This is a genomic window from Anaerovorax sp. IOR16, assembly GCF_017168145.1.
Taxonomy (GTDB): domain Bacteria; phylum Bacillota; class Clostridia; order Peptostreptococcales; family Anaerovoracaceae; genus IOR16.
On record NZ_JADQTL010000009.1, the window covers coordinates 1,302,980 to 1,325,552 of the forward strand.

A 22,573-nucleotide genomic window follows, 5' to 3' on the forward strand; every position below is an offset into this window, starting at 1 on the left:
AAAATATTTTATATTTCTACCCAATTCTTTCTTCTCTTATTTTTATCATTTAATGATTATAATAATGCGCTTCAAACGAACTTACCGGTAACGGTTTATTAAATAAGTATCCTTGTGCAAAATCACAGCCCATTTCACGTAAAAGCTTTTTTTGATTTTCGTTCTCCACTCCTTCAGCTAAGCAGCGAACTCCCATCTCTTTGCACATCTCAATGACATGCTGTACAACAATACGATTTTCTTCGCTCTTTTCCAGACGGCTAACTAAACTGCGATCCAGTTTTAGAGTATCAAAATCCATAATTGTTAAAATAGCCATATTCGTATATTCCGATCCAAAGTCATCTAATGAAACAGCAAATCCTTCGGATTTCATTTGTGCACTGATTTCTGCAAGTGTTTCCTTTTCCAATTCCCCCATACTCTCTGTAATTTCAATTTCAATACAATTATATGGAATATCGTACTTCCCATAAATTAAAAGAAGTTGCTCCATAAAATCTCTTTCTAATATGGTAGCCCTTGAAAAGTTTAGAGAAACAGGAAGAAGCTTTCTTCCTTGCTTATGCCATTGCTCCATCATTTTACAGACTTCTTCATACATAAAGAAATCGATATAACGAATGGTTCTTTCACGTTCTAGGGTAGGAATAAATTTACTAGGAGGAATTACACCATTTTGTGGATGTATATACCTTACAAGTGCCTCTGCTCCGATAAGTTCACCAGTTATCATATCGTTTTTGGGTTGTAAATACATTTCATATTCTTTATTCTCTATAGACTTGAGTAACTCTTTTACATGCTTTGGACGATTTCGCTTTATCGAAAACTCTTCATTGGTGTAAAACTGCTGCTTTTCAATGTACATCAATTCATCGGCATGATCAATTAACTGTGTTAATTCAAATTCTTCCTCTGCCCATGTATAACCAATAGAGACACCCAAATGATCCATTTGACTGAACTCTTCTTTCACCGCTTGAACCTTCAGATGAAAATTCTTTTTATTAATATTTTCGCATAATACAACGAATTCATCTCCACTTAAACGGAAAACACATTTGTTTCCAAATTGATCAATTAAAATGCTCCCGGTTGCTCGTACTACTTTATCACCATATTCGTTTCCATAATATTCATTGACTTTCTTTAAACCATTTATATTAGCTAATAGCACCCCCATTGAAGAAGGCTCTTTCTCCTCTATATGCTTCAAATGGTTTAAATAAAGACTTCTTCGAAATGTTCCAGTCAATGCATCATAATTATTAATATATTCAATTTGATTTTGTAATCTTCTTTTGGTGATTTCATTTAATATAATATGACCGATTAACAGGATGTCAGAAAGAGTCTCAAGTTCTTCACAAACACATTCGATTGCAAAATACCCATCGCCATATTCAACATCCACCATCGGGACTATATGCAAGGTGTCACCAATGCTAAGCACATTCCATTGTTTCCCTCCGGAAAGATAGTCCCAACTTTCTAAAATTAAAGAATCTTGTGTATTCAAAGAAATCTTCTTATCGTTCGAATTCTTACACCATCCATAAAGGATCTCACCATGATTGGTATGATTAATTTCTACAACATAAACAGATTGTGCACCATAACTTTGCCCAATTCTATTTAGTACCAATTCCATGGCACCAAAAAAATCTTCTTTTTGGGTTAAATCATGAATGGCTTGTAACAATATTAGCTCTATATTACATCTTAAATCACTTTGATTATTATTTTCTTCTTTTGTATTTTCTATGGCAATTTCCATTCTTGCTAATTGTCCGTTCCATTCAACCAGCTTATGTCTTAATAGATAATTTCCTTCCATAAAATGATTTGCATAATCCCATTTATAGGTTTCATTCGATGTTAAGAGATGATTTTCACAACAAGCGCAGGGTTTTGATAAACCCTGAATCAACTGATAACATTTTTTTTCTAGACAATCTATGTCTTTTAGACCCATTCGCATTTTTGCAGCATCATTTATAAATAGAATTTCTTGGGTCTTCAAGTCATTGACGTAAATCAAATCATCCTGTTCATTCATTAAACGCTTTCGATTCATACCTTGAGGCCTTTCGTTGCAATGCTAGTCTTTTAACCATAAAACGGGAGCAGATTTAAAGTAACCTGCTCCCTATTTATGCTGTGTTCGTACTTTTTTATCTAAATATTTTATTTTTTTAAATTTTTTTCCAATAAATGATCGATAACAGTGACTAAATGTACAATTTCTGGTTTCGATAATTGTTCGTCAGCACCTAACGATTTCCCTTTTATCTGCATTTCTTCGTTAATGAGAGAAGAGAATATAATCAATGGGATCTTTTTTAATATAGCATCTGTCTTTACAAGTTTTGTCAAACGATGCCCATCCATTTGCGGCATTTCAATATCGGTTATGATGCATGAAACTTTATCATAAATGTTATCTTCATTTCGAATTTCAGTAAGATAATCCCAAGCTTCTTGTCCGTTGTTGAACATCATTACATTGTTATATCCTGCTTTTACCAAAGCTTCTTCTATCATTTTTGATAATAGGATAGAATCTTCTGCAACGATAATCGGTCTTTGATCCCGATCTTTTCTTTCTAATTTATCAATTCCAGAAAGTTGTATTCCAGTTTCTGGTGCTATATCTGCAACAATTTTTTCAAAATCTAATATAGTTACCAAGCGATTTCCGCATTCTGCTAGGCCCGTAGCCACTCCGGAATCACCGCCATAAATCGTCTTGTCAGGTTTTTGAATTGCACTCCAAGAAATACGGTCTATGCCCTCAACAGAATGTACACGAAAAGCAACATGCAACTTATTAAAATTTGTGATAATAAATAGGTCTCGTCCATTTTCAGAGGATTCCGGCAAACCAAGATACTTCGGCAAATTAATAACGGTAATCACTCGATCTCTCGGCTTAAAAACGCCTTCTACAGCAGGATGAGATTGCGGCATTGGTTTAATCGCACTTGGCATCAGAATTTCTCGAACCTTTGCGACATTAATTCCAAATAAATCACCAGCTATAGTAAATTCCATAATTTCAATCTCATTTGTTCCTGATTCTAATAAAATTTTAGTATCAACTGCTGCCATTTTCTTTCCTCCACTCTTTTATTTTATGCTCTCTTCATTTTATTACGAATTACTGTGTCTAAATTGATTATTTTTTCAACAAGTTTTATGATACGTTTATTTGTATCGAAAATATTGGTCTCCAAGGGATTTTCAAGTCTTATGGCTTCTCCCGATACCGGTTTAAGGATCTGATTCATTTTTTGTTGAAGAATCGGTGACATACTCCCTTGAATACTCTTTAATTCACGGTCTAATTGATCAATTTCATTCATTTCTTTTTGACGGGTTTCTAAAATGATTCCAAGTGAAGTTTCGTCACCAGATGCGATAACTTTTTCCAATTCTTTTGTAATCGTTAAAATCATATCCATACGTCGGTATTTTTTTTGTAAAATTGAAAGAATCTGATTCATGTTATCCATCGTACTGATTTAACACTCCCATCACTATTTTGCCAATGCACTCTGCTTTCTTGCTAATCGATCCGCTTCCTTATAAGTATCTCTTAAATCTATAATGAGCGGAATCATCTCATCAATAATCGCTAAATTACGGCTTGCATTTAATCGAGATAATTCAAAGATAAAAAATTCATATAATCTTGATAAATTTGTGCTTACTGCATATTTTAAATCTAAGGTATTGATTAAATATAGCACAATTTTTCGAGTTTTGTCAATTTCTACCTCAAAGTTTGCAAAATCCTTATTATTTGCTAATATTTTCGCCTTATTCAATTTCTTAACTATTTCATCATACAGAAGTATCAGCATTTCTCCTTTCGTCATTGTAAATACTGATTGTTCCTTGTAATGTTGGAACCCCTTTTCATAATTGTTTGCATATGTGTTCATGGAATGCCTCCTTTTTAATGAGTTGTCATTATGCGTATCCAGCAAAAGTAGTATTCAATTAAGAACCAACTTGCTGCATTAACCAACCAGATTGTGCATTCATTTTATTTAAATATACTTCTAAATTGGTAAACTTACTGTAGTATCTATCTTGCTCAATTTTAAGTTTATCTTCCCAAGTGTCGATTTGATCCGATAGTGATCGAATTTCTTTATAGATAACATTATCCAGTTCACTCATTGGAGACGCACTATGTCCTGCCTTTTGAATCAAACTGCCTTTTTGGGAACCCGACGTATTGGCATAGCGGGTTATAATCTCCTCAATCTTTGAAATGGCTCCTTTTTCTCCAGAAGCGTTACTTCCGTCCGCATTAAAAAGCTTAGCTACTGCATCCGGTTTCTCTTCTAATGCTTTACGGAATTGGGTTTCATCAAAAGAAATTTTACCATTATCCTTATAAGATGTCCCAGTCTTAATCCCAATTTGATTCATCGATACACCATCTACCTGAATTGCAAAAACAAAACGCAAATCTGAAGACAAAGAACGTAAAAGAGGATCAGCGAATAAAATTCCTTCTTGTGCCTTTTGTTCCCATTTCTCAATTTCTTTATCTGACATTTCTTCCTTCTGCTCATCAGTAAGAGGTTGGTACGTTAAGCCTCCTCCTGATTTGTTCCTAACCGGTTTCGTAGATACTGTAGTATTGACCATCTCAATCATCTTGTTATACTCTTCTATCATACTTTTTACTGCATCCACTACTTCGTCTGCATTCGCTTTTGAAGAAAAAGTAATGGCATCTCCCGTACCAGTTACGGCATCCACCGCTTGGCTTGTAAACGTAGAATTTAAAGTAACATCCATTCCATCTAAAGTAAATGTATTACTCGAACGTGTTATTGTTTCATAACTTCTTCCTCCGTCAAAGCTAACCTTCATTTCAGAATCGGTTCCTTCCGTTTCACCAATACGAGTTGCTTCTGCACCGAACAAAGCATCTCCCAATGTTCCGGTTACATTAGTTTTTCCAACACTGCCGGACTGGCTTGCCGTCAGGCTAAATCGGTCTGAAGTTGATAAATATTTCATTACAACGCCTGCATCAGAATTATTAACTGTATTAATAATATCATTTACAGTTACACCTTTCGCAAAATCTTTTTGCTCTCCATTTACCTTAATAAAATCACTGCCAACTTCAAAGTCCACATCATTAATCGTCATAGAATGCGTATTGCCCCCAGAAAAATCAAGCGCTGCATTTAAATTATTTCTGCTGGAAGTTAATGGTTCAAAAACCAATAGACGATTCGCATCTCCCAAATTCATATTCATCGCACCTGATGCACCGAGGATTCCGGAATCTCCAGAAGCAACTGACAAAATAGATGTTGTGCTGGTTGTTTCAAAGACCAGCTTCCCTTGTGTTGCATCCGCTGCAATTGGTGTACCGTCAACATTAACTGCACTGACGTTGACTTTTCCAGTTCCATAAGTCTTATCTAATTCTCCGTTAATATGAGTCGCAAGTTTTTCCATATTCATTGTCGGATCTTTAAAACTGCCATCCTCATTTACCAATTCTTTCAAATTAACAACTGCTTTTACTCCATTTAAATCTAAAGTAAATGTCCCATTTCCATTTGCAATGGATTCACCAAATGTCACCTGTTTTACGAGTTCTTCAGTTCGTAAATCATTTGTTCCTGTTAAGGTTCCATCTGATGTAGAATCACCAGTTTCTAATCCTAAAACATTTAATAAAGCTGTACTTCCCCCAGTTACCTTTAATTCATTTCCATCATTTTTTAAATCTCTAAAAGTAATTTTTCCATCCGTTCCAAGTTCCGCAGATACTAAATCATTTAAACCTCCTGCTTTCAAAGCAGAATTTAAAGCGGCTTCCAGATTCTCAGCATTTTCTTGTGCCTGAATTGAAGGGTCTGCATTGCTGCTAAGTTCAATATCCGAAAGCTTCATAAAAAAAGTATCATTTCCGTATGAAAGTGTAATGCTGGTATCTTCCAATGCGGATACATCTCTGCTGGTTAAAAAATCAATCTCACCAGTTGTGATGTTACGTGTAGATATTTTATGATTTGAATCAGTAGTAATCCCTGCAGTTGTAGCCAATTTGTCAATACTTCCAATTGAGAAATTACGAATCGAATCCGCAGTACCCGAAACGCTAGCTGCAGAAGCATTGGAACCAAGTGAAGTAATGACAGCACTTTTAAAAAAGCTTGATTTTTTTAGGTTTGTCATAGAGGTAGAGCTTAAGAACTGATTGCTAAAATTTAAGAGACTTGTCGTTACAGAACGGAATGCATTTTGCCTCCATTCTAATGTCTGTCTCTTCTGCTTCAGCTTCGCTATTTTAGTTAAAGTTCCACTGGACATATCTTTTACAATTTGATCGGTATCCATATTGCTCATAAGCCCTGTTAAACGTTTGCTTGAAGATGTGGTTATAACAGACGATGAACTGCTAATACTTGTTGACATAGTAATACCCCCTTCTATCTAATAATAAAAATTATAATTAATTTTCAATGATTTGTTCTTAATCGATTCTCTCTATACTTTTATATCGTCATATGATAAAATAAATTAATATAATTTGTCTAAATAATGAAGTGGAGGGTAAAATCTTGTCTCAAATTATTGCAATCACCAATCAAAAAGGTGGTGTTGGAAAAACTACTACAAGCAGTGCCTTAGTAAGTGGGCTTACCCAATTGAAAAAAAAAGTTTTAGGAGTTGATTTAGACCCTCAAGGTAATCTAGGCTTTAGTTTAGGAGTCGATATTGAAGGACGACCTAGTGTTTATGAACTTTTTAAAGGTACCATTTCTATACAAGACGCTATTTCACATACTCCTCATGGAGATATCATCTCATCCAATATTCTCCTTAGTTCCGCAGAATTGGAATTTAACCGAGCCGGACGTGAATATATGCTTCGAGATTTATTAGCTCCAATACAAGATCAATATGATTTTATTATTATTGATACCCCGCCCGCTTTAAATATTTTAACGGTCAATGCTTATGTTGCGGCAAATGCACTTATAATACCTATGATTCCTGAAATATTAAGTCTTCTTGGAATCACACAACTAAAAGAGACCATTGACACGGTTAAAAAGTTTTATAATCCAAATTTGAAGATTCTGGGTATCTTATTAACTAAATATAATAGTCGCATCAATCTAACAAAAGAAGTTGAAGAACTTACCACTGAAATTGCAAAACAATTAGGTACTGTTATTTTTGATACAAAAATACGAAACAGTGTCACCGTTGCAGAGGCTCCGGCACATGGAGAAAGTATTATTACCTATGCCCCATATTCTAATCCCGGCTTTGATTATGCCCGACTTGCAAAAAAGGTTTGTGAAGGGAGCTTATAATTCATGTCAAAAAAAAGCAGTAAAACTTCTCATGTACTAAATTTATTAACAAATCGAATCGGAACACCAGAACAGGAATATGTACAAGAGCCTATTCAATCGGAAGCAGATGTACAAGAACAAAATTCTGTACATGAACAAGAATCCTTACAAACACAGCCGCCTGTAACACCACAGGAGGCCACTCAAGTACAAGCACCCGTTTCTATGCAAATGCAAGAATCTGCTCAAGTCCATCAAATAGATGCAGATGAAAAAATAGATAGCGTTCAAAATGAACCTTTAAAAATAATTGATTCTTACACCACCTCTGAAGCATCGACTTCTTATTCCCTTCCTTCCGAGGATCCTTTATCAGATTTGATACGTCAAGAATTAGAGCAACATTTTGAAACAGAGATTTTACCATTTGTACCAGAGGACTTTAGTCAGAAAGGAAACACATTAATGTCAAATTTTTCGGAAATTGAAAATCAGAGCACACTGGATCATAATACGATAGACTTCTTTGATACGGGTGAATATGTCTTTGTAAATATAATTGAAGAATTTGTAAAAAACGAATGTTCCTCTCTTATGAATAAGATGGAAGTATGTTGTTGTAATAAGTGTAAAAATGATGTAATTGCTTTGGCATTAAACCACTTGCCTCCTAAATATGTTGTTACTCGAAAAGGATATTTATTATCAAAGCTTCTTGCTTATGAAAAACAATATAAAGCCGATGTGTTAGCTGCAGTAACAAATGCATGCCTACAAGTAAAGTCAATGCCACATCATTCTGAATAACAGCATTAATATTCCTCAATAATAAAAACCAAGTCAAATAATAAGACTTGGTTTTAAAATACATTATCTGCGCGTCCAAAGGAACGAATGGTTACTTGTCCAGTATTTGTATCAAAAACCATCGTTCTCGCATAATTGGACCCCACATCTTCCTTTATTAATCGAATTTTACATTGTTGTAATATTTTACGAACAGAATCAACATTTCTTTTTCCGATATTTCCCACACTGGAATTGGCATCCCCGGGAATATCGAACATTTTAGCGCCACCTGCTATTTTAGCCGTCATTCGAGAGGTAACTCCACCAAAAATTTCTAATTTACGAATCATTTCTGAAATTCCTGTGTCTGCATACTTAAAAATATTTCCGGCGTCATGATTTGATATTTTTTCCGGTAACATAATATGAACCATACCACCTAATCGAAGCACTGGATCATAAATGCAAATTCCAACACAAGAGCCAAGTGCGTATGTAATTAGAGTGCCAGGTGCCCTAGTAATTTTCATATCGGCAATTCCAACACTTGTTTGTTTGCTAATCAATATTGCCCACTCCTAATCTGTCTAACATATAATTTAAGGATTTAAAATCGGGCATCATTAAAAGTTTACTGGAAACTTCTTGCCCATCACACGAAAAGCTCCCATCTAACATCATAATTTTATCCGTTTCATATCCAAATTCTACCATTGGCACACTTAAAATTCCACCCGCCATATTTATACACATTGCTGGAACTGACAAACTTACTTCAAGGCCTGCTAAAGATGAAAGTGCATTCATATAAGTTGAAATCATTATATTACCAATCTCAACAAGCGCTGATTGGCTTAATTCATTTAATTGATCATAACTATTTATCGTTTCATGCAAAACACTGTCTAAAGCAACGTTTATAAAATCCATCTCTTGCAAATATAGCATAATTCCATTTAGATCGCCTGACATTCTTACCATAATACCGGCAACAATGTTTTCAGGCCCACCCAAAATATTTAATGCTGTATTAAAGTCCAAAATAGATACCTTTGGAACAGAAATACGTACCTTTTTTGAAATAACTCCAGACAAAGCCGTAGCTGCATTCCCCGAACCGATGGTTCCGATTTCCTTGAGCGCATCCAGTTGGATAGCATTCAACTGATCATAACTGCTAATTTTCATTTATATTCCTCTTTTCACTCTTAAAGCTTACTCTTCGGCATTTGCTGTTGGTACACCAACAATAATCTCTCCTTTATCAACAAAATATTTTTGATGTGTTGCAGTCCGCTCAACCCGCATCATAGTGCCGCAAATCTTCATTCGAACACCCGGATAAATATTCCCCAAACTAGTAATTGCAAATTCATGATTATTTTGGTACTCAATGCTTCGATCGAGTTTTTGTTGTAAACTGTATACGGATCGCATTTTTTCTTCTCGCATCCCCATCAATTGTTTCATATATAATGTTTTTTGTTCAATAGGAACCTTTTTTTTGCCGCTTAAGACATCTTGAATGACGTTTCCAAACTTTTCTGCTTCTTTTTCAATTTTATTGATTCGATCAATAAACTCTTGCTGATCCAAAAATGCATATTCTACATCTTCATAACTCTTTCCTTCAATTTCCATTGCATACCATTCAGGCTCAATGTTAATTTCCATGGAAATATTTAACTCACTTCCAATTTCTTTTGCAATGACAGAATCTCCTGCAATGTAGGTTCCGCCAAGCATTGCTGCGCGTTTACCTTTCATGATAATTGATCTTCCAGCATGTATCTTGGCATTCAGAGTACATTCACTGCAAAAATTACCGCCGCAAATAACCGTTGCATTTTCTATAAAACGACTTGTTACATCACCACCGGCTGTAATTGTTCCCTTTTGCATGCCATTCATTCCACTTCGGATTAATACATTTTGATCGGTCTTTATGTCAGCACCTTCAACCCTCCCGTTGATAATGATATCTTTTTTTGCCTCAACGCGAAAGCCATCCGTAACGTTTCCAGAAATAATAACGCTGCCGTTAAAAAATATATTCCCTGTTTCCGGGCCAACATCTCCTTTTACATGAAAAACCTCTTCGATTGAAACGGTATCTCTCACATATTCAATGCGACCATCCACTGCTGCCGTATATTTTAATTCGTCCTCTGATATTGTTATATTTTTCCCGGCTGAAATAAGTGGCATTGTACCTGGTTTTGGCATAACTTCATTCCCAAATATGTCTTTTCCCGGTGTTCCATTTGTTGGTAATATAATTTCACAAAGTAAATCTCCAGCTTGTACGTTTTGAATTAAGGATATATCCTTAAAATCTACTGAGCCATCATTTAGTTCTTTTGGAAGATGCTTTGGTTGTGTATCAAAATGAAAAACAATATCCCCATTTTCTCCATTGATTGGTTCAATTCCCTTTGAAACCTTAAGTTCCTTGTAATATTTTTTTTGTAAACAATACTCTTGGATTTCATTCTCAAGGATACCAAAAATGATATCTTTTTCCTTCAAAGCTTCTAGTATATCTTTCTTATCAAGTTGATAATCAGCATCTTGAACGTTAGATACGCGTAAAAATGCCATCATCCTATCTGGAGTGACCTTTATATCCAGTTTTGGAAGTGGGGTAACATTTTTTTCATTTTCCAATGCATCCAAATTTTCAGCTATCTGGCTCACAACAAACGCCTCACTTTCTTACTACCTCATTGTATTAATTGTTTCTTCAATCTCATCAGAAGTTTTAATCATACGAAGAGATAACTGATAGGCTCTTTCCGTCTCAATCATTTTAGTCATCTCATAAGGCAATTCGACGTTAGATCCTTCCAAATATCCTCTTTTTAAAGTTACATCTGTTTGTAATATTGGTTCTCCATTTTGCTCAACAGGTATGAATCGATTTTCTCCCTGCAATAATATTCCGTTTTTATTTGCAAAATCAAATACTCCAATATCTAAATCGTCATTATCAGAATTTACCGGAATCAATTCCATATTACTATCTAATACAAAATCTCCATTTTGAGCTGCTAAATAAAAAGCATTTTCACCCATTTGTGCTCTGTGAAAGCTTCCATTCCGAGTATAGCTTAAGCGATCTTCTTCTATATTGTAAATCGCAAAATAGCCATTCCCCATAATTGCATAATCCATAGTTCTATCCGTAGTCAGTAGTGCTCCGCCATCGAAATTAAAATTAGTTTGCCCAGCACGTACGCCGCTTCCTACTGTTAAATCGCCGTTGTTCGGAGACTGTGCTTTCATATTATTGTAAAGCAAATCAGAAAAACCAATGCTCTGTGCCTTGTAGCCATCTGTTTGCAGATTGGACATATTATTGGCAATGGTATCTAAGCGTGCTTGTTGTGCATTTGCGCCAACGGCAGCGGTATAAAAAGCAATGTTCACAATTCGATCCTCCTATTCTTAGACTCGACCAATGTCATTGACTGCTTTTTGAATGATTTGATCATATATTTTTAAAATTTGACTTCCACTTTGCAAAGCTCTTTGGCTACTCATCATATCAATCATTTCTTCCATTGCGATCACATTTGAGCGCTCTAATGACTTCCATTTTATCAATGATTTTTGATTCGGTAAAATGTTCGCATTATTATTATTTAAAAACACACCTTCTCCACTTTTTACCAATTGATTGTAATCTTGAAAATCAACACATTGAATCCGATCAACAACAGTTCCATCCTCTAGCGTAATTAAACCGGTTGAGTCCACCATAAACTTATCGCTTTCCAATAAAATTTCACCTTTTTCACCTGTGACACGCCCAATTGGTTGTAAAGATAAAAATCCTTCGTTATCTAAAGTAAAAGAACCATTTCTTGTATATCTCGGCCCATTTAAAGTATTAATTTGAAAAAAACCAGGTCCTGCAATGGCAAAATCAAAGGCATTTCCCGTAACATCAAACATTCCTTGCTCATGATTAGTTACTATCTCATCCGGTACTCGAATTGTTGAAGTATTACTTAATGCTTTTGTGTTACTTTTATCCATGCTACCGGTTCTTGAAGTCAATTCTTCACGAAATGTAGTGCTCGTCAACGTATCCTTTTTATATCCCGGTGTTGATACGTTAACCATATTGTTACTAATTGTGTCAAGACGATGCTGCTGTGTCATCATTCCAGATGTTAATGTATAAAATCCTTTTAACATAGTACCACTTCCTTTGATTAAGCATTCGATTTATAAATTTAATAACCTTTTATAAAACATCTTAGTTTTCGAATTGCATTGGCATGAATCTGCGAAACACGTGGTTCGCTAACACCAATTACCTTTGCAATTTCTTTCATATTTAATTCTTTTCGATAATAAAGAGAAAGTACAAGCTGTTCATTTTCTTTTAATTTTTCAATTCCATCTTGTAACAATTTCTTTAACTCTTTTTTTTGCAACTTTTCTCCGGGGGATTCATCAAATGATCCAACAATATGGGAAGAAACTGCTTCTCCGTTCATTCCATCAACAAGTGCATCTAAGGATAGTACATTATACATCCCCGTTTCTCCAAGAATTTTCCGATACTTATCTAAGTTTAATCCTAAATGATCAGCAATTTCTTTTTCAGTTGGGAATCTCCCTAATGATAGATACAGCACACTTTCTGCCTCATCCATCTTTTTTGCCATTTTTCGAACACTGCGAGGAACCCAATCCTGTTTACGAGCTAAATCAATAATGGTTCCCCGAATTCGTAAAGAAGCATAACTTTCAAATTTTACATTTTTAGATGGATCATATTTTTCCAAGGCACCCATTAATGCAATAATACCTTCATTAATAATGTCATCTATATCTGCAAAACTGACATAAACACCGCGCATCTGCATTGCAACCATACGAACCATATTTCTATGGCGCAAAACCAATTCTCGCTTTAAATCACTATCTCTAGTTTCCAAAAACTCATGCAAAAGATCTTCATTGCTTTTTTGTGTCAATCCTTCTGCCATCATATTTAATCACCCAGCTATCCCTCTTGTTTTCTAAATTATAGTTCAATGTTTCCTAATGCTTGTATTTGAACATCATTTGCAATCTCACTAAATGACAACACTGCCACATTTGGATAAAATTGTTCCACCATGCGATAAAAATATAACCGAATAACATGGCTTGTTAAAATAACCGGTGCTTGCGAGAATGAGGAAAATTTCTTCATTAACTCAGATAGCTGTCCAACAATTCGTTGTATCACATCAGGACTCAATGCTAGATAAATACCTTGTTCACTTCTGGTTAAGCTGGATAAAACAACCTTTTCTACTTCTGAATCTAAGGTAATTACTTTAAGTTGACCACTCTCACAAAATTTTCTAGTTATGGTTCTCTTTAATGCTATTCGAACATTTTCAGTAATCATATCCATATCTTTTGTGTTGGAACCTGAATCTACAATGGTTTCTAAAATTGTAACCATATCACGAATTGGAACACCTTCCTTTAACAAATTATACAGTATTTTCTGAAAATTTGCATAAGAAATGATGTTTGGTATTGTTTCTTCCACCAATTCCGGTGAAAGTTTTTTTACATTTTCGATCAATTGTATCACTTCACTTCGTGTCAAAAGTTCATGTACATGACGTCGAATGGTTTCTGTTAAATGAGTTAACATAACGGAAAGAGGATCAATTACAGTATAACCATATATTTCAGCCACTTCCTTTTTATCTGGGGTAATCCATCGGCTTGGAATGCCATATGCAGGTTCTATTGTCTCAATTCCATCAATTTCTCCGGTTGGATTTGATGGTTCTAATGCAAGGTAATAATCGACTAGCAACTCACCTTTAGCAATTTCTTCACCTTTCATTTTTACCACATATTGATTCGCATTTAACATGGCATTGTCTCTTAGTCTTACAGATGGTACAACAAAACCCATTTCCTGCGCAAATTGACGCCGAAATATTACAATTCGATTGATTAAATTACCACCGCTGCTTTCATCTACAAGCGGAATCAGACTATAACCAAATTCCATTTCGATCGGTTCTACTGTTAATAAAGAATAAATATTATTTATATCTTTGAAATAAGAATTTTCATCAAATTCTTCTGGTATGTACTCTTCTTCTGCCTCTGCAATTTGCATCCGTTGCTCTTCTATTTTTTTACCTTTTAATTTTATCCCTAAAAATATTAAAACTGAAGCCAGTAAAAGAGGCTGAATTGGGGGCGCTCCCGGGATAAAAACCATTGCCGCCATAATTCCCCCGGCAATCATTAAAACGGTAGGCTGTGAGAAAAATTGCTTTTTTACATCAAGATTCAAACTGCCTTCTGATACAGCCCTTGTTACAATCATACCTGTTGCAGTAGAAATTAACAAAGCTGGTATCTGTGAGACCAATCCATCTCCAATTGTTGCAATCGAATAAATGCCGATTGCCTCACGAAAAGGAATGCCTGCCTGAATTACGCCAATTAAAAGACCGCCGATAAAATTAATCATTGTAACAACGATTGACATAATGGCATCGCCTTTTACAATCTTTGTAGCACCATCCATAGCTCCATAAAAGTCTGCTTCTTTTTGTATCTTATATCTTCGTTCTCTCGCTTGTTCCTCTGTAATAAGCCCAGAGCTCAAATCTGCATCAATCGCCATTTGTTTTCCTGGCATTGCATCCAGTGTAAATCTTGCAGCAACCTCAGCAACTCTTTCCGCACCCTTTGTGATAACAATAAACTGTACCAAAACAATGATTAAAAAGATGATTACACCAACAACGATATTTCCTTGCAAAACGAAAGAACCAAAAGTAGCAATCACTGCTCCCGCTTGTCCTTGATTCGTTAAAATCAATCGTGTAGAAGATATATTCAATGAAATTCGAAATAATGTAGTAATCAACAACAAAGATGGAAAAATCGAAAACTCCAGAGCTTCCATAATGTACATGGTGATTAATAATATAACCAAAGCAATGGTGAGGTTGATAATAAACATCATATCAAGCAGAAATGGAGGTAAGGGAAGTATTAGTAACAAAATGACAAGCACAACAAATACGGCTATAATGTTGTCGGATATTATTTTTCTCAATTTACTTCACCATCTCCCTCAGCAAAATTTAACATAGGTTTCATTCTACTGAATATTTAATGATGTTAAAGTCTTTAAAATACGTTCCGGTTTAAATGGTTTTACAATAAAATCTTTTGCACCTGTTTTAATTGCTTCAATTACCATAGCTTCCTGTCCCATTGCAGAACACATTACAACAACTGCATTCGGGTCTGCTGCTTTAATCGCTTTTAACGCCTCAAGTCCATCTACATTTGGCATTGTAATGTCCATAAACACTAAATCCGGATGTACTTCATTGTACTTCTCAATTGCTTGTGCACCATCTGCAGCTTCATGTATGTCCTCAATGCCATTCTTCTTTAAAACATCTTTTATCATCATACGCATAAAAGCCGCATCATCCACTAGTAAAATCTTTGCCATAATCATTCTCCTCTGTTTTTAATTAACGATACATATTTTTATGATTCATCGAATCAACGCTTATAATAGATACATTAACTTCCTGTAATTACCGTTCTTAAACGGTTTAATTCTTCCGTAGCTTGGCGCAATGCGTATTCATATTGAATTTGTGCTCTGGCTAATTCCAAATTTTCTACATCAACTTGTACATTATTGCCATCCAAACGCATACTTTCTTCAGAACTTTGATGAATCCATAGCTTTGAATTCTGAATTTCGCTGCCAATTTCTTTTGCCTTAGAAGCCCTTTTTTTATCAAATTTTGAAAGGCTTAAGTTCAGTTCCTCCTCAAATGTGGCATATTTCGCTTTATACCCTGGTGTTTCTGCATTTGCAATGTTCTGTAAAGTCAAACGCTGACGCTGCCAAAGATTATCTAAGGTTTTTTCCGTTAACAGCATGGAATTTGTATTAAGCCAATCCATAAAACGCCTCCTTTTTCACTTATGCATCTACTTTTCAAAAAATTCACGCATAATATTTATTATTATACTACGAAAAAATTGTCTTCTCAACCGTTTTTTCCCTTCGCAAATATATCGGTTCTGCTAAATATTTCTATTTCACAAATTCTACAATCCATTCACTGCTTTCCGGATCTTCTTTGTTAGCAGCAAATCTCATATTCAATTTCCCGGCTGTGTTTCCACTCACATCTATAATACTATTTGGAATGTTCATAGAACTGTTTGCCATAACATTTTCAAAAGTAACAACAAAACTTATAATTCCACCATCGGTTTCTAAAGAAGGCGCACTTTTAACTGTAACCGTTCCAACCGAAATGTTATCCGACAACATCTGTTGTAATACAGATTTATCCAATTTCTTTCGAGTTCCGCTTAATGCATCTAAATAATATAAAGGCTCACTGAATATAACAGACAAGGAACCATTATATTTCTTCATTACCGTTCCGTTAATTTCCGTAATGCTGGTAATCACACTTCCGTCAATGATTGACGGTGCAATCGTATCGGCTGAAGTGATTCCTGTTACAGATACAACGGATGACCAATTTCCGTCATTTGGATTTGACATAGGATTTTTCATTACAATGAAAATATCATAAAACCGCTCCGGATTCAAATTTGTAACGGTAATGGTTGCAGTCTCATCCTTATGAATGAAAAGTTCTCCCGAATCGATGACTCTAGAATCCGGTTTTACGTCAATTCCGGCAATCTCAGCAGGAGTCAGTGAACTTACCGTACCGGTTTCGTAAACAACCCAATAAACATCAGCATCGGCATCAATGACACCCATATCTACATAAGCTTCTGAACCACCCTGTCCTTTTTTCTGAGGATAGCCCGGCTTATAATCCGGTATCACAACAGGCTCAGTTCGAATTTCTTTTTTGTCCACTGCAGAAGCAACATTTCCTTTTGCAGTATAATAAAATTCATAATCTGTATTTGCCTTTAAATCATTTATAAATTCGGTAAATTCTACATTTGGATTTCCTACATAAAAGCTTCCTACCTTGCTGCCTTGCGGACGAATGCTTCCATCAATCAGCTTAATCGCATCCGGTGTGGTAGCCACTGCGCCTTTTGGCGAAAGGAGCCAATACACCGTACATGACTTATCTAACATATAATCAATTCGAATGGAGGTATCTCCTGCCGCTAATTTTGGATAATTAGAAATAAATTGCGGTGCAATTACATCAGAAAAATATTTTGTGCACTGGAGCTTTGCAGGATCACTCACAACCGAAGCTTCTAAAGAAGAGGCTTGCCCCTCAAATAACCCGTTTGCTCCGTTAAATGCTGCATCAATCAACTGTTGTCTTGTTCCGGCAATTCCTCTTACCGTTAAATTTACACGCTGATTCCAAATGCTTTTATTTTCAACACCTTCCAATTTTGTAACTTTAATCGAATATGTAGTATTCTTTAATTCATTGAACTTTGTATAACTCGTATATAAATCGGCATCCATTAAAGCCTGCAGCGAATAGTAACGGTCTGGAACCATTTCAAGACCGGTAATTATTGTTTCACTACCACTCCCATCATTAATTGAAATATCGAAGGTAACTTTCGCATCAATCTCTAATATTGTATCATAGCACAACTCTTCTGCTGCATTTTGAATCTTAGGTTCAATTCGAAAGACCAAATCGTGACTGTCATCCTCAGACCCAATATTCTTTAAGTTTACAAAAGGTGCCATCGTCTTAAATTCAGGTAAACGAGTTACATTTCCTTGTGCATTTGCCTGCATTTTATTTGCTGCTGCATCGGCTATATTCTTTAGCTCAAAAACATACCGATTACCGCTTGCAATACGAAGTGCTGGATTATCTGCCGTTTGATCTCCCGTCGTAAAGGTTAAGATTGTTTTTCCGTCTTCCTCAGAAAACTTTGCTTGGGTGAAATCAATGCTTACCTCAGTTCTTGGGTTGTTTGATGTATTAAACAGCTTAATAAAATTGGTTAATTCAGTATTCGGAATCTGTGCAAGCATACGTTTTTCTTCTGAAGTAGCGTCATATACAATTTCGCTAAATTCTAAACGAATATCAGAACCTACCGGAGGTTCGCCGGCTTCCGAAACCAGAGATTCATCAAAAGCAACGACAGCAGTCGGTTGAATTTCATCCTTGGTTATAATTTCCTTCTTTAATACCGGCATTGATTTATTATCCGATTTGTCAACCAGTACAAAGTAAAGATCATAAGGTGTTTGTACTTCTAATCCACTGATAATAAAATTGCCTTCCTTATCTGCTATCGCACTTGTTTTTCCGTTCTTTAATGCATTGCTTCCATTGATAACCGCTTGCTGTGCCTCTATCGTATGTAATTCTGTCAAAGGAGGCGGAGTCGTCGGTTCATAATGCGCCGGAACCTTTGCACCTCTAGGATAAACTGCCCAATATAACGTACAGCTTTCATTTGTCATAAATTTCATCTGCACCGTTTTTTCTGTTACTGCCCCTACGATTGGATAAACCGGCTTTGAAAATTCTGGTGGTGTTACATCTTTTGTTAATGCTTGAAGTTTAAATACTTTTGATTCATTCCCACTAGTATCTAAAATTGCCATATAAATATCATACTCGGTAGATTCCTCCAAACCATCCGCGTAGAACGTACTTAATTCATTTTTCAAACAAGAAGCGGTTCCCATTTTTTCACTGCCAGGTACTCGCATTGGATTACGAATTAAAATATCAGCAGTTGGAGCAACACTGTTTTTCGGTAAAACGGCCCAATAGATTGTCCCATCTTTTGTTGAAACTGCTTCAAATTTTAATTTATGCCCTTCATCATAATAAAGAGCCTCTGCTTTTGGATATCCCGTAATCATAGCAGGTATCACGTTATCAACAGTTTGAAACGTATCATATTCCAAATCGGAAATATTCTCTCGGAAGTCCTCTAAAATTGCATAAAAAGTATAGTCCACACCACTTTTTAATCCAGAAACCTTTACCGCAACCTCTTTTTCTGCTGCCACACCTAAATTGCCGGATTTAATAGCACCTTTATCTTTTTTAGGGTTCATTAATTCTTCATCAGAAGGTCTGTCACTATCTGATAGCTTTATCATCCAATAGATTTTTCCGGGTTTATTTGCTTTCAGCAAGGCTGTAATATTTGTTGCTTCAATCTCATCGACATCTGGATATCCACCCCAAATTTCAGGATCTTCCTTGTCCAACTCCGCATCTGAGCTAGTCATTTCTTTTCCATTAATATTCGCCGTAACCCCTGGTCTTATTGTAATTTCATTCGGCAAAGATTCAATCTTTGTTCCATCGGTCATGATAATTACATAGTCAATTTCACCTAATCCACTTACCACAGTACCAACATCAGTATACAGCTCCTCTGTATATGTTTTGTCTTCCAAATAAACAGTACTTTTTTGTGCAACCTCATCTACAACTAAACGTTCAATACTACCCGCTCTTAAGGAGAGATGATTTTCCTGTCCTAATATCTTTACCGTATCAAATTCTCCTGCTAAATCCAATATTGTTTTTGCCGGGCCATCTAGTTCAATGTCTTCAAATGCTTCGTAACTTCTTCCTCTTTCCTCTAAAAAAGCATCACTGCGAACAATTGTATTTTTGATTGTTGTATCCCCTTCAGCAATTAAACTTAACTTTTTATCATGTCCAACATCAATGATGACTCTGTTAAAATCACAATCGTTTGCAATGATACTACTTTCTCCGGTATTGCTTTCACCACAGCCTGAAATAATAACGTCTCCAAGTACCTTTACATTATCAAGTGTTACATATCCAGGTCCTACTCCTTCTGTTATGTACAAATCACCATAAATTGTCGTGTCTCTGAGTCCTGCTCCGGTTTTAGCCAAAGTCACATTGCCGTTGATGTAATTAACTCGTACCATACGGGATTCGTTTACAATTTCTCCTGACATATCAGACAAAATCTTAGCAACCTCTGCACGCGTGATATCTTTTTGTGGTTTAAAGGTTCGATCTGCAAAACCTGAAATAAAACCCTTCGCTGTTGCCGCAAAAATACTGCCCTTACTCCAATTATTAAATTTTTTTGAATCAGCAAACGTCAAAGAATCTATATTTTTCTCTTCTATTTTTACTGCACGGCATAAAAGTGTTACTGCTTGTTCCCTTGTTAACGGTAATTCTGGCCCTGCTGTGCTTGGTCCCGTACCGGCTAAATAACCCTGATTTGCTGCAATCGAGATATCATCCGCATACCAAGCAGTTTTCGGTACATCTGAAAATGTTTTTTTACCTTTTTGAGTAAAACCAAATGAACGATTTACCATAGCTGCAAATTCTGCACGGGTAATGTTTCTTTCCGGATGCAAGTTCCCTGCAGCATCACCTCGCATAATATTGCGGCTCACTAAATTATTTAAGTAAGGTTCTGCCCAACTCGCACCATAAACAGATGAGGTCATTACTCTCCCTATCGGTAAAATGGGATTTAAGAAAATAGTGACGACTGAAATAAAAGCGATAAATTTTTTAAACCATTCTTTTTTGCTTATCATGATTTTACCTCCTCAGCTTGTGTTTGTTTTTCTTTCTCTAATTCTTTCATTAATGCTCGTAACTCTTCTTCTCTTTCTAATTCTTCTTTTAATGCCTTTCGCTCTTCTCGTTCTTTATCGAATACAAACTTGCGGATAATCATTTCATCCATTTTCTTTAATCCGTTAAACTGACCCCCACAGTTTATCTTTCCATTTTCCATTTCCATAAACCATCGCAAAACAAAACGTAAAGTAATGGAAGTATCTCCTCCATCAAAAACTGTTTGATACTCCTCATTTAGTATTAATTTATCGATATCTTCTTTATTTGCATAAAACCCAATTCCACCTGCACTAATATCTCTTAAAGTAATCTTTATTTCCTCTGGAATATCAACGGAAAGACAGCAAAGTTCACTTTCTGCAACAAACTTTGCTTTTACATCTTTTCTTCTTTGAAGATTTCCTCTTTCTTTTAATTCACGAATGTGTATACGCTCTTTTAATATGTAAGAAATAATTCCTGTATATAACACTACGCCTTTATTTCCTGCCAAAACACGAAGCTCAACCAATTTTCCTTCCCAAAGACGTTCTTCAATTTCGCTTTCAATTTCTTCCTCAGCTTTATCTTGTAAATTAATATTTAAAATAGCTTCTTTTTCAATATCTAATTCTAGTACAAATGCCGGTATCGGTTCTTTTTTTGTCCAGTCGCATATAAAAGCTTTCACAAGTGTGGTGTTTCGTTTTTCCAAAGTCAAATTCCTTTCTATCCCTGCTATTGCAATATTAGTTTTTTACTGATTAGATTAGAAAAAACTCAAAAACTGCCTGCCTTATAGGATCCGCAGAAAATACAAAAATCACAAATACAATCGCAATACACCCAATCCCAAAAATAATATTTTTTATTGCCTTCTTAAATAGTCTTAGTTTTCGCTGAGAAATTTCACGTTTCTCCAGTTTATCTATCTTTTGATAAAGTTTATCATCAAGTTCTTTTGGTACAAAAATAGTATGTGGTCTTTTTTTAGCTCTTCGATATTCTTCAAGATAGTCTTCTGCAACAAACTGAGCTGCATATTCAAGCACCACATCGGCCATCTTTTGGGATGTTTTCTTATACTCCTCATCAAATGTCTTCAATTAAGCTCGCCCCTCTCTTTCCAATATCAGTTTAGCCAGTTTACGTTTAATTTTATAGATACGTACCTGAATATTATCCATTGAAATTTCAAATCGGCGAGCCGCATCTTTTTTAGAAAATCCTATGAAAAATAAGAAAAAAAGCAATTCTTTTTCTCTTAATAATAATTTATCTGTATATTTGGCCAAATCTGCAACCATTTCATTTCTTGCTAATACTTGATCTACATCAAAATCTTCTTTTCCGAAAAATCCATCATCTATCTCTGGGGAATCCGGAATCCCCATTTTCGCTCTAGCCTCTTGATAGACTTCTTCAAGCACACTCCTTAAATTAGCAATCAAAAATGCCTGTGCTTTAAAAGAGTTTGGCTTTTCAATATATTTCATATTATTAAAAGCACGGGAAAAAGTTTCTTCTACAACACAAATCGCTAATTCTTCATCCCCGTTAAGCTTTTCAATTGCAATCTTATAAATAACTTCCTTATGCCGTTCATAAAGTTGTTCATATTTGTACTCGGATTTCTCCTCAATGGTTACATAAGCAGATTCCAAATGTGCTTCCTCTCTTTCATAAAAAAATTGTATTGACTTATATTTTTTTGTTGGATTATATGATTTTATGGTATAATACTTCCAATATAATAAAATATTATATCGTATCCTTTTATTAGGTTCAATCATTCTCACAATATTCCATTCATTTTTATTGTATGAATATTTTTTCAAAGCGATA

Annotated in this window: 20 protein-coding genes; 2 read left to right on the top strand and 18 right to left on the bottom strand. The window is 35.3% G+C overall.

Translation table 11 applies throughout. From position 1 onward, the window contains the following. Positions 1–49: 49 nt before the first annotated feature. The 5 genes from I2490_RS10235 to fliD form a co-directional block, all read right to left on the bottom strand. Positions 50–2,080: a putative bifunctional diguanylate cyclase/phosphodiesterase gene (locus tag I2490_RS10235; protein WP_206459592.1), complete on the bottom strand. Its 2,031-nt coding sequence runs from the start codon at positions 2,078–2,080 to the stop codon at positions 50–52. Between the two features lie 110 nt (positions 2,081–2,190). Next, a complete protein-coding gene (locus tag I2490_RS10240; RefSeq protein ID WP_206459593.1) occupies positions 2,191–3,114 on the bottom strand; it encodes a chemotaxis protein in 924 nt (307 codons plus the stop codon). A gap of 23 nt (positions 3,115–3,137) precedes the next feature. Further along, entirely contained in the window at positions 3,138–3,518 is a 381-nt protein-coding gene (locus tag I2490_RS10245; RefSeq protein WP_206459594.1) for a hypothetical protein, read from the bottom strand. Between the two features lie 24 nt (positions 3,519–3,542). Further along, positions 3,543–3,950, bottom strand: coding sequence for a flagellar export chaperone FliS (locus I2490_RS10250; RefSeq protein WP_206459595.1), 408 nt, complete (start codon positions 3,948–3,950; stop codon positions 3,543–3,545). Between the two features lie 58 nt (positions 3,951–4,008). After that, positions 4,009–6,462 carry a flagellar filament capping protein FliD gene (fliD, locus tag I2490_RS10255; RefSeq protein ID WP_206459596.1) on the bottom strand — a complete coding sequence of 818 codons (2,454 nt, stop codon included), beginning with the start codon at positions 6,460–6,462 and terminating at the stop codon, positions 4,009–4,011. A 146-nt stretch (positions 6,463–6,608) separates the two neighbouring features. On the opposite strand from fliD, the gene I2490_RS10260 reads away from it, so the two are divergent. Together I2490_RS10260 and I2490_RS10265 are read left to right on the top strand one after the other, a co-directional pair. Continuing rightward, complete coding sequence (locus I2490_RS10260) at positions 6,609–7,370, top strand: ParA family protein (protein WP_206459597.1); 762 nt, start codon at positions 6,609–6,611, stop codon at positions 7,368–7,370. 3 nt (positions 7,371–7,373) lie between these two features. Continuing rightward, complete coding sequence (locus I2490_RS10265; RefSeq protein ID WP_206459598.1) at positions 7,374–8,159, top strand: late competence development ComFB family protein; 786 nt, start codon at positions 7,374–7,376, stop codon at positions 8,157–8,159. Positions 8,160–8,212: 53 nt separating this feature from the next. Here I2490_RS10265 and I2490_RS10270 read toward each other — a convergent pair whose 3' ends face one another. From I2490_RS10270 to I2490_RS10330, 13 genes are all read right to left on the bottom strand, one after another. Further along, entirely contained in the window at positions 8,213–8,707 is a 495-nt protein-coding gene (locus tag I2490_RS10270) for a chemotaxis protein CheD (protein WP_245157133.1), read from the bottom strand. After that, positions 8,700–9,329, bottom strand: coding sequence for a chemotaxis protein CheC (locus I2490_RS10275; protein ID WP_206459599.1), 630 nt, complete (start codon positions 9,327–9,329; stop codon positions 8,700–8,702). Before I2490_RS10275 ends, I2490_RS10270 begins: the two co-directional genes overlap by 8 nt. Before the next feature lie 27 nt (positions 9,330–9,356). Next, on the bottom strand, positions 9,357–10,838 hold the full coding sequence (locus I2490_RS10280) for a DUF342 domain-containing protein (protein WP_206459600.1): 1,482 nt from the start codon (positions 10,836–10,838) through the stop codon (positions 9,357–9,359). 21 nt (positions 10,839–10,859) lie between these two features. Further along, positions 10,860–11,570: a flagellar hook-basal body protein gene (locus tag I2490_RS17010; protein ID WP_206459601.1), complete on the bottom strand. Its 711-nt coding sequence runs from the start codon at positions 11,568–11,570 to the stop codon at positions 10,860–10,862. 18 nt (positions 11,571–11,588) lie between these two features. Next, positions 11,589–12,344 carry a flagellar hook-basal body protein gene (locus I2490_RS10290; RefSeq protein WP_206459602.1) on the bottom strand — a complete coding sequence of 252 codons (756 nt, stop codon included), beginning with the start codon at positions 12,342–12,344 and terminating at the stop codon, positions 11,589–11,591. A gap of 38 nt (positions 12,345–12,382) precedes the next feature. Continuing rightward, entirely contained in the window at positions 12,383–13,147 is a 765-nt protein-coding gene (locus I2490_RS10295; protein ID WP_245157134.1) for a sigma-70 family RNA polymerase sigma factor, read from the bottom strand. A 35-nt stretch (positions 13,148–13,182) separates the two neighbouring features. Further along, positions 13,183–15,243, bottom strand: coding sequence for a flagellar biosynthesis protein FlhA (gene flhA, locus I2490_RS10300; RefSeq protein ID WP_206459603.1), 2,061 nt, complete (start codon positions 15,241–15,243; stop codon positions 13,183–13,185). A gap of 45 nt (positions 15,244–15,288) precedes the next feature. After that, on the bottom strand, positions 15,289–15,651 hold the full coding sequence (locus I2490_RS10305) for a response regulator (protein WP_209010598.1): 363 nt from the start codon (positions 15,649–15,651) through the stop codon (positions 15,289–15,291). Positions 15,652–15,725: 74 nt separating this feature from the next. Beyond that, positions 15,726–16,118, bottom strand: a complete 393-nt coding sequence (gene flgB, locus I2490_RS10310) for a flagellar basal body rod protein FlgB (protein ID WP_206459604.1) — start codon at positions 16,116–16,118, stop codon at positions 15,726–15,728. 133 nt (positions 16,119–16,251) lie between these two features. Continuing rightward, entirely contained in the window at positions 16,252–20,703 is a 4,452-nt protein-coding gene (locus I2490_RS10315) for an S-layer homology domain-containing protein (protein WP_206459605.1), read from the bottom strand. After that, positions 20,700–21,443, bottom strand: coding sequence for a PilZ domain-containing protein (locus tag I2490_RS10320; protein ID WP_206459606.1), 744 nt, complete (start codon positions 21,441–21,443; stop codon positions 20,700–20,702). Before I2490_RS10320 ends, I2490_RS10315 begins: the two co-directional genes overlap by 4 nt. A gap of 49 nt (positions 21,444–21,492) precedes the next feature. After that, complete coding sequence (locus tag I2490_RS10325; protein ID WP_206459607.1) at positions 21,493–21,834, bottom strand: hypothetical protein; 342 nt, start codon at positions 21,832–21,834, stop codon at positions 21,493–21,495. Beyond that, the gene (locus tag I2490_RS10330) at positions 21,835–22,521 is read right to left on the bottom strand and encodes a sigma-70 family RNA polymerase sigma factor (RefSeq protein ID WP_206459608.1); all 687 of its coding nucleotides are present in this window, start codon (positions 22,519–22,521) and stop codon (positions 21,835–21,837) included. Between the last annotated feature and the right edge of the window lie 52 nt (positions 22,522–22,573).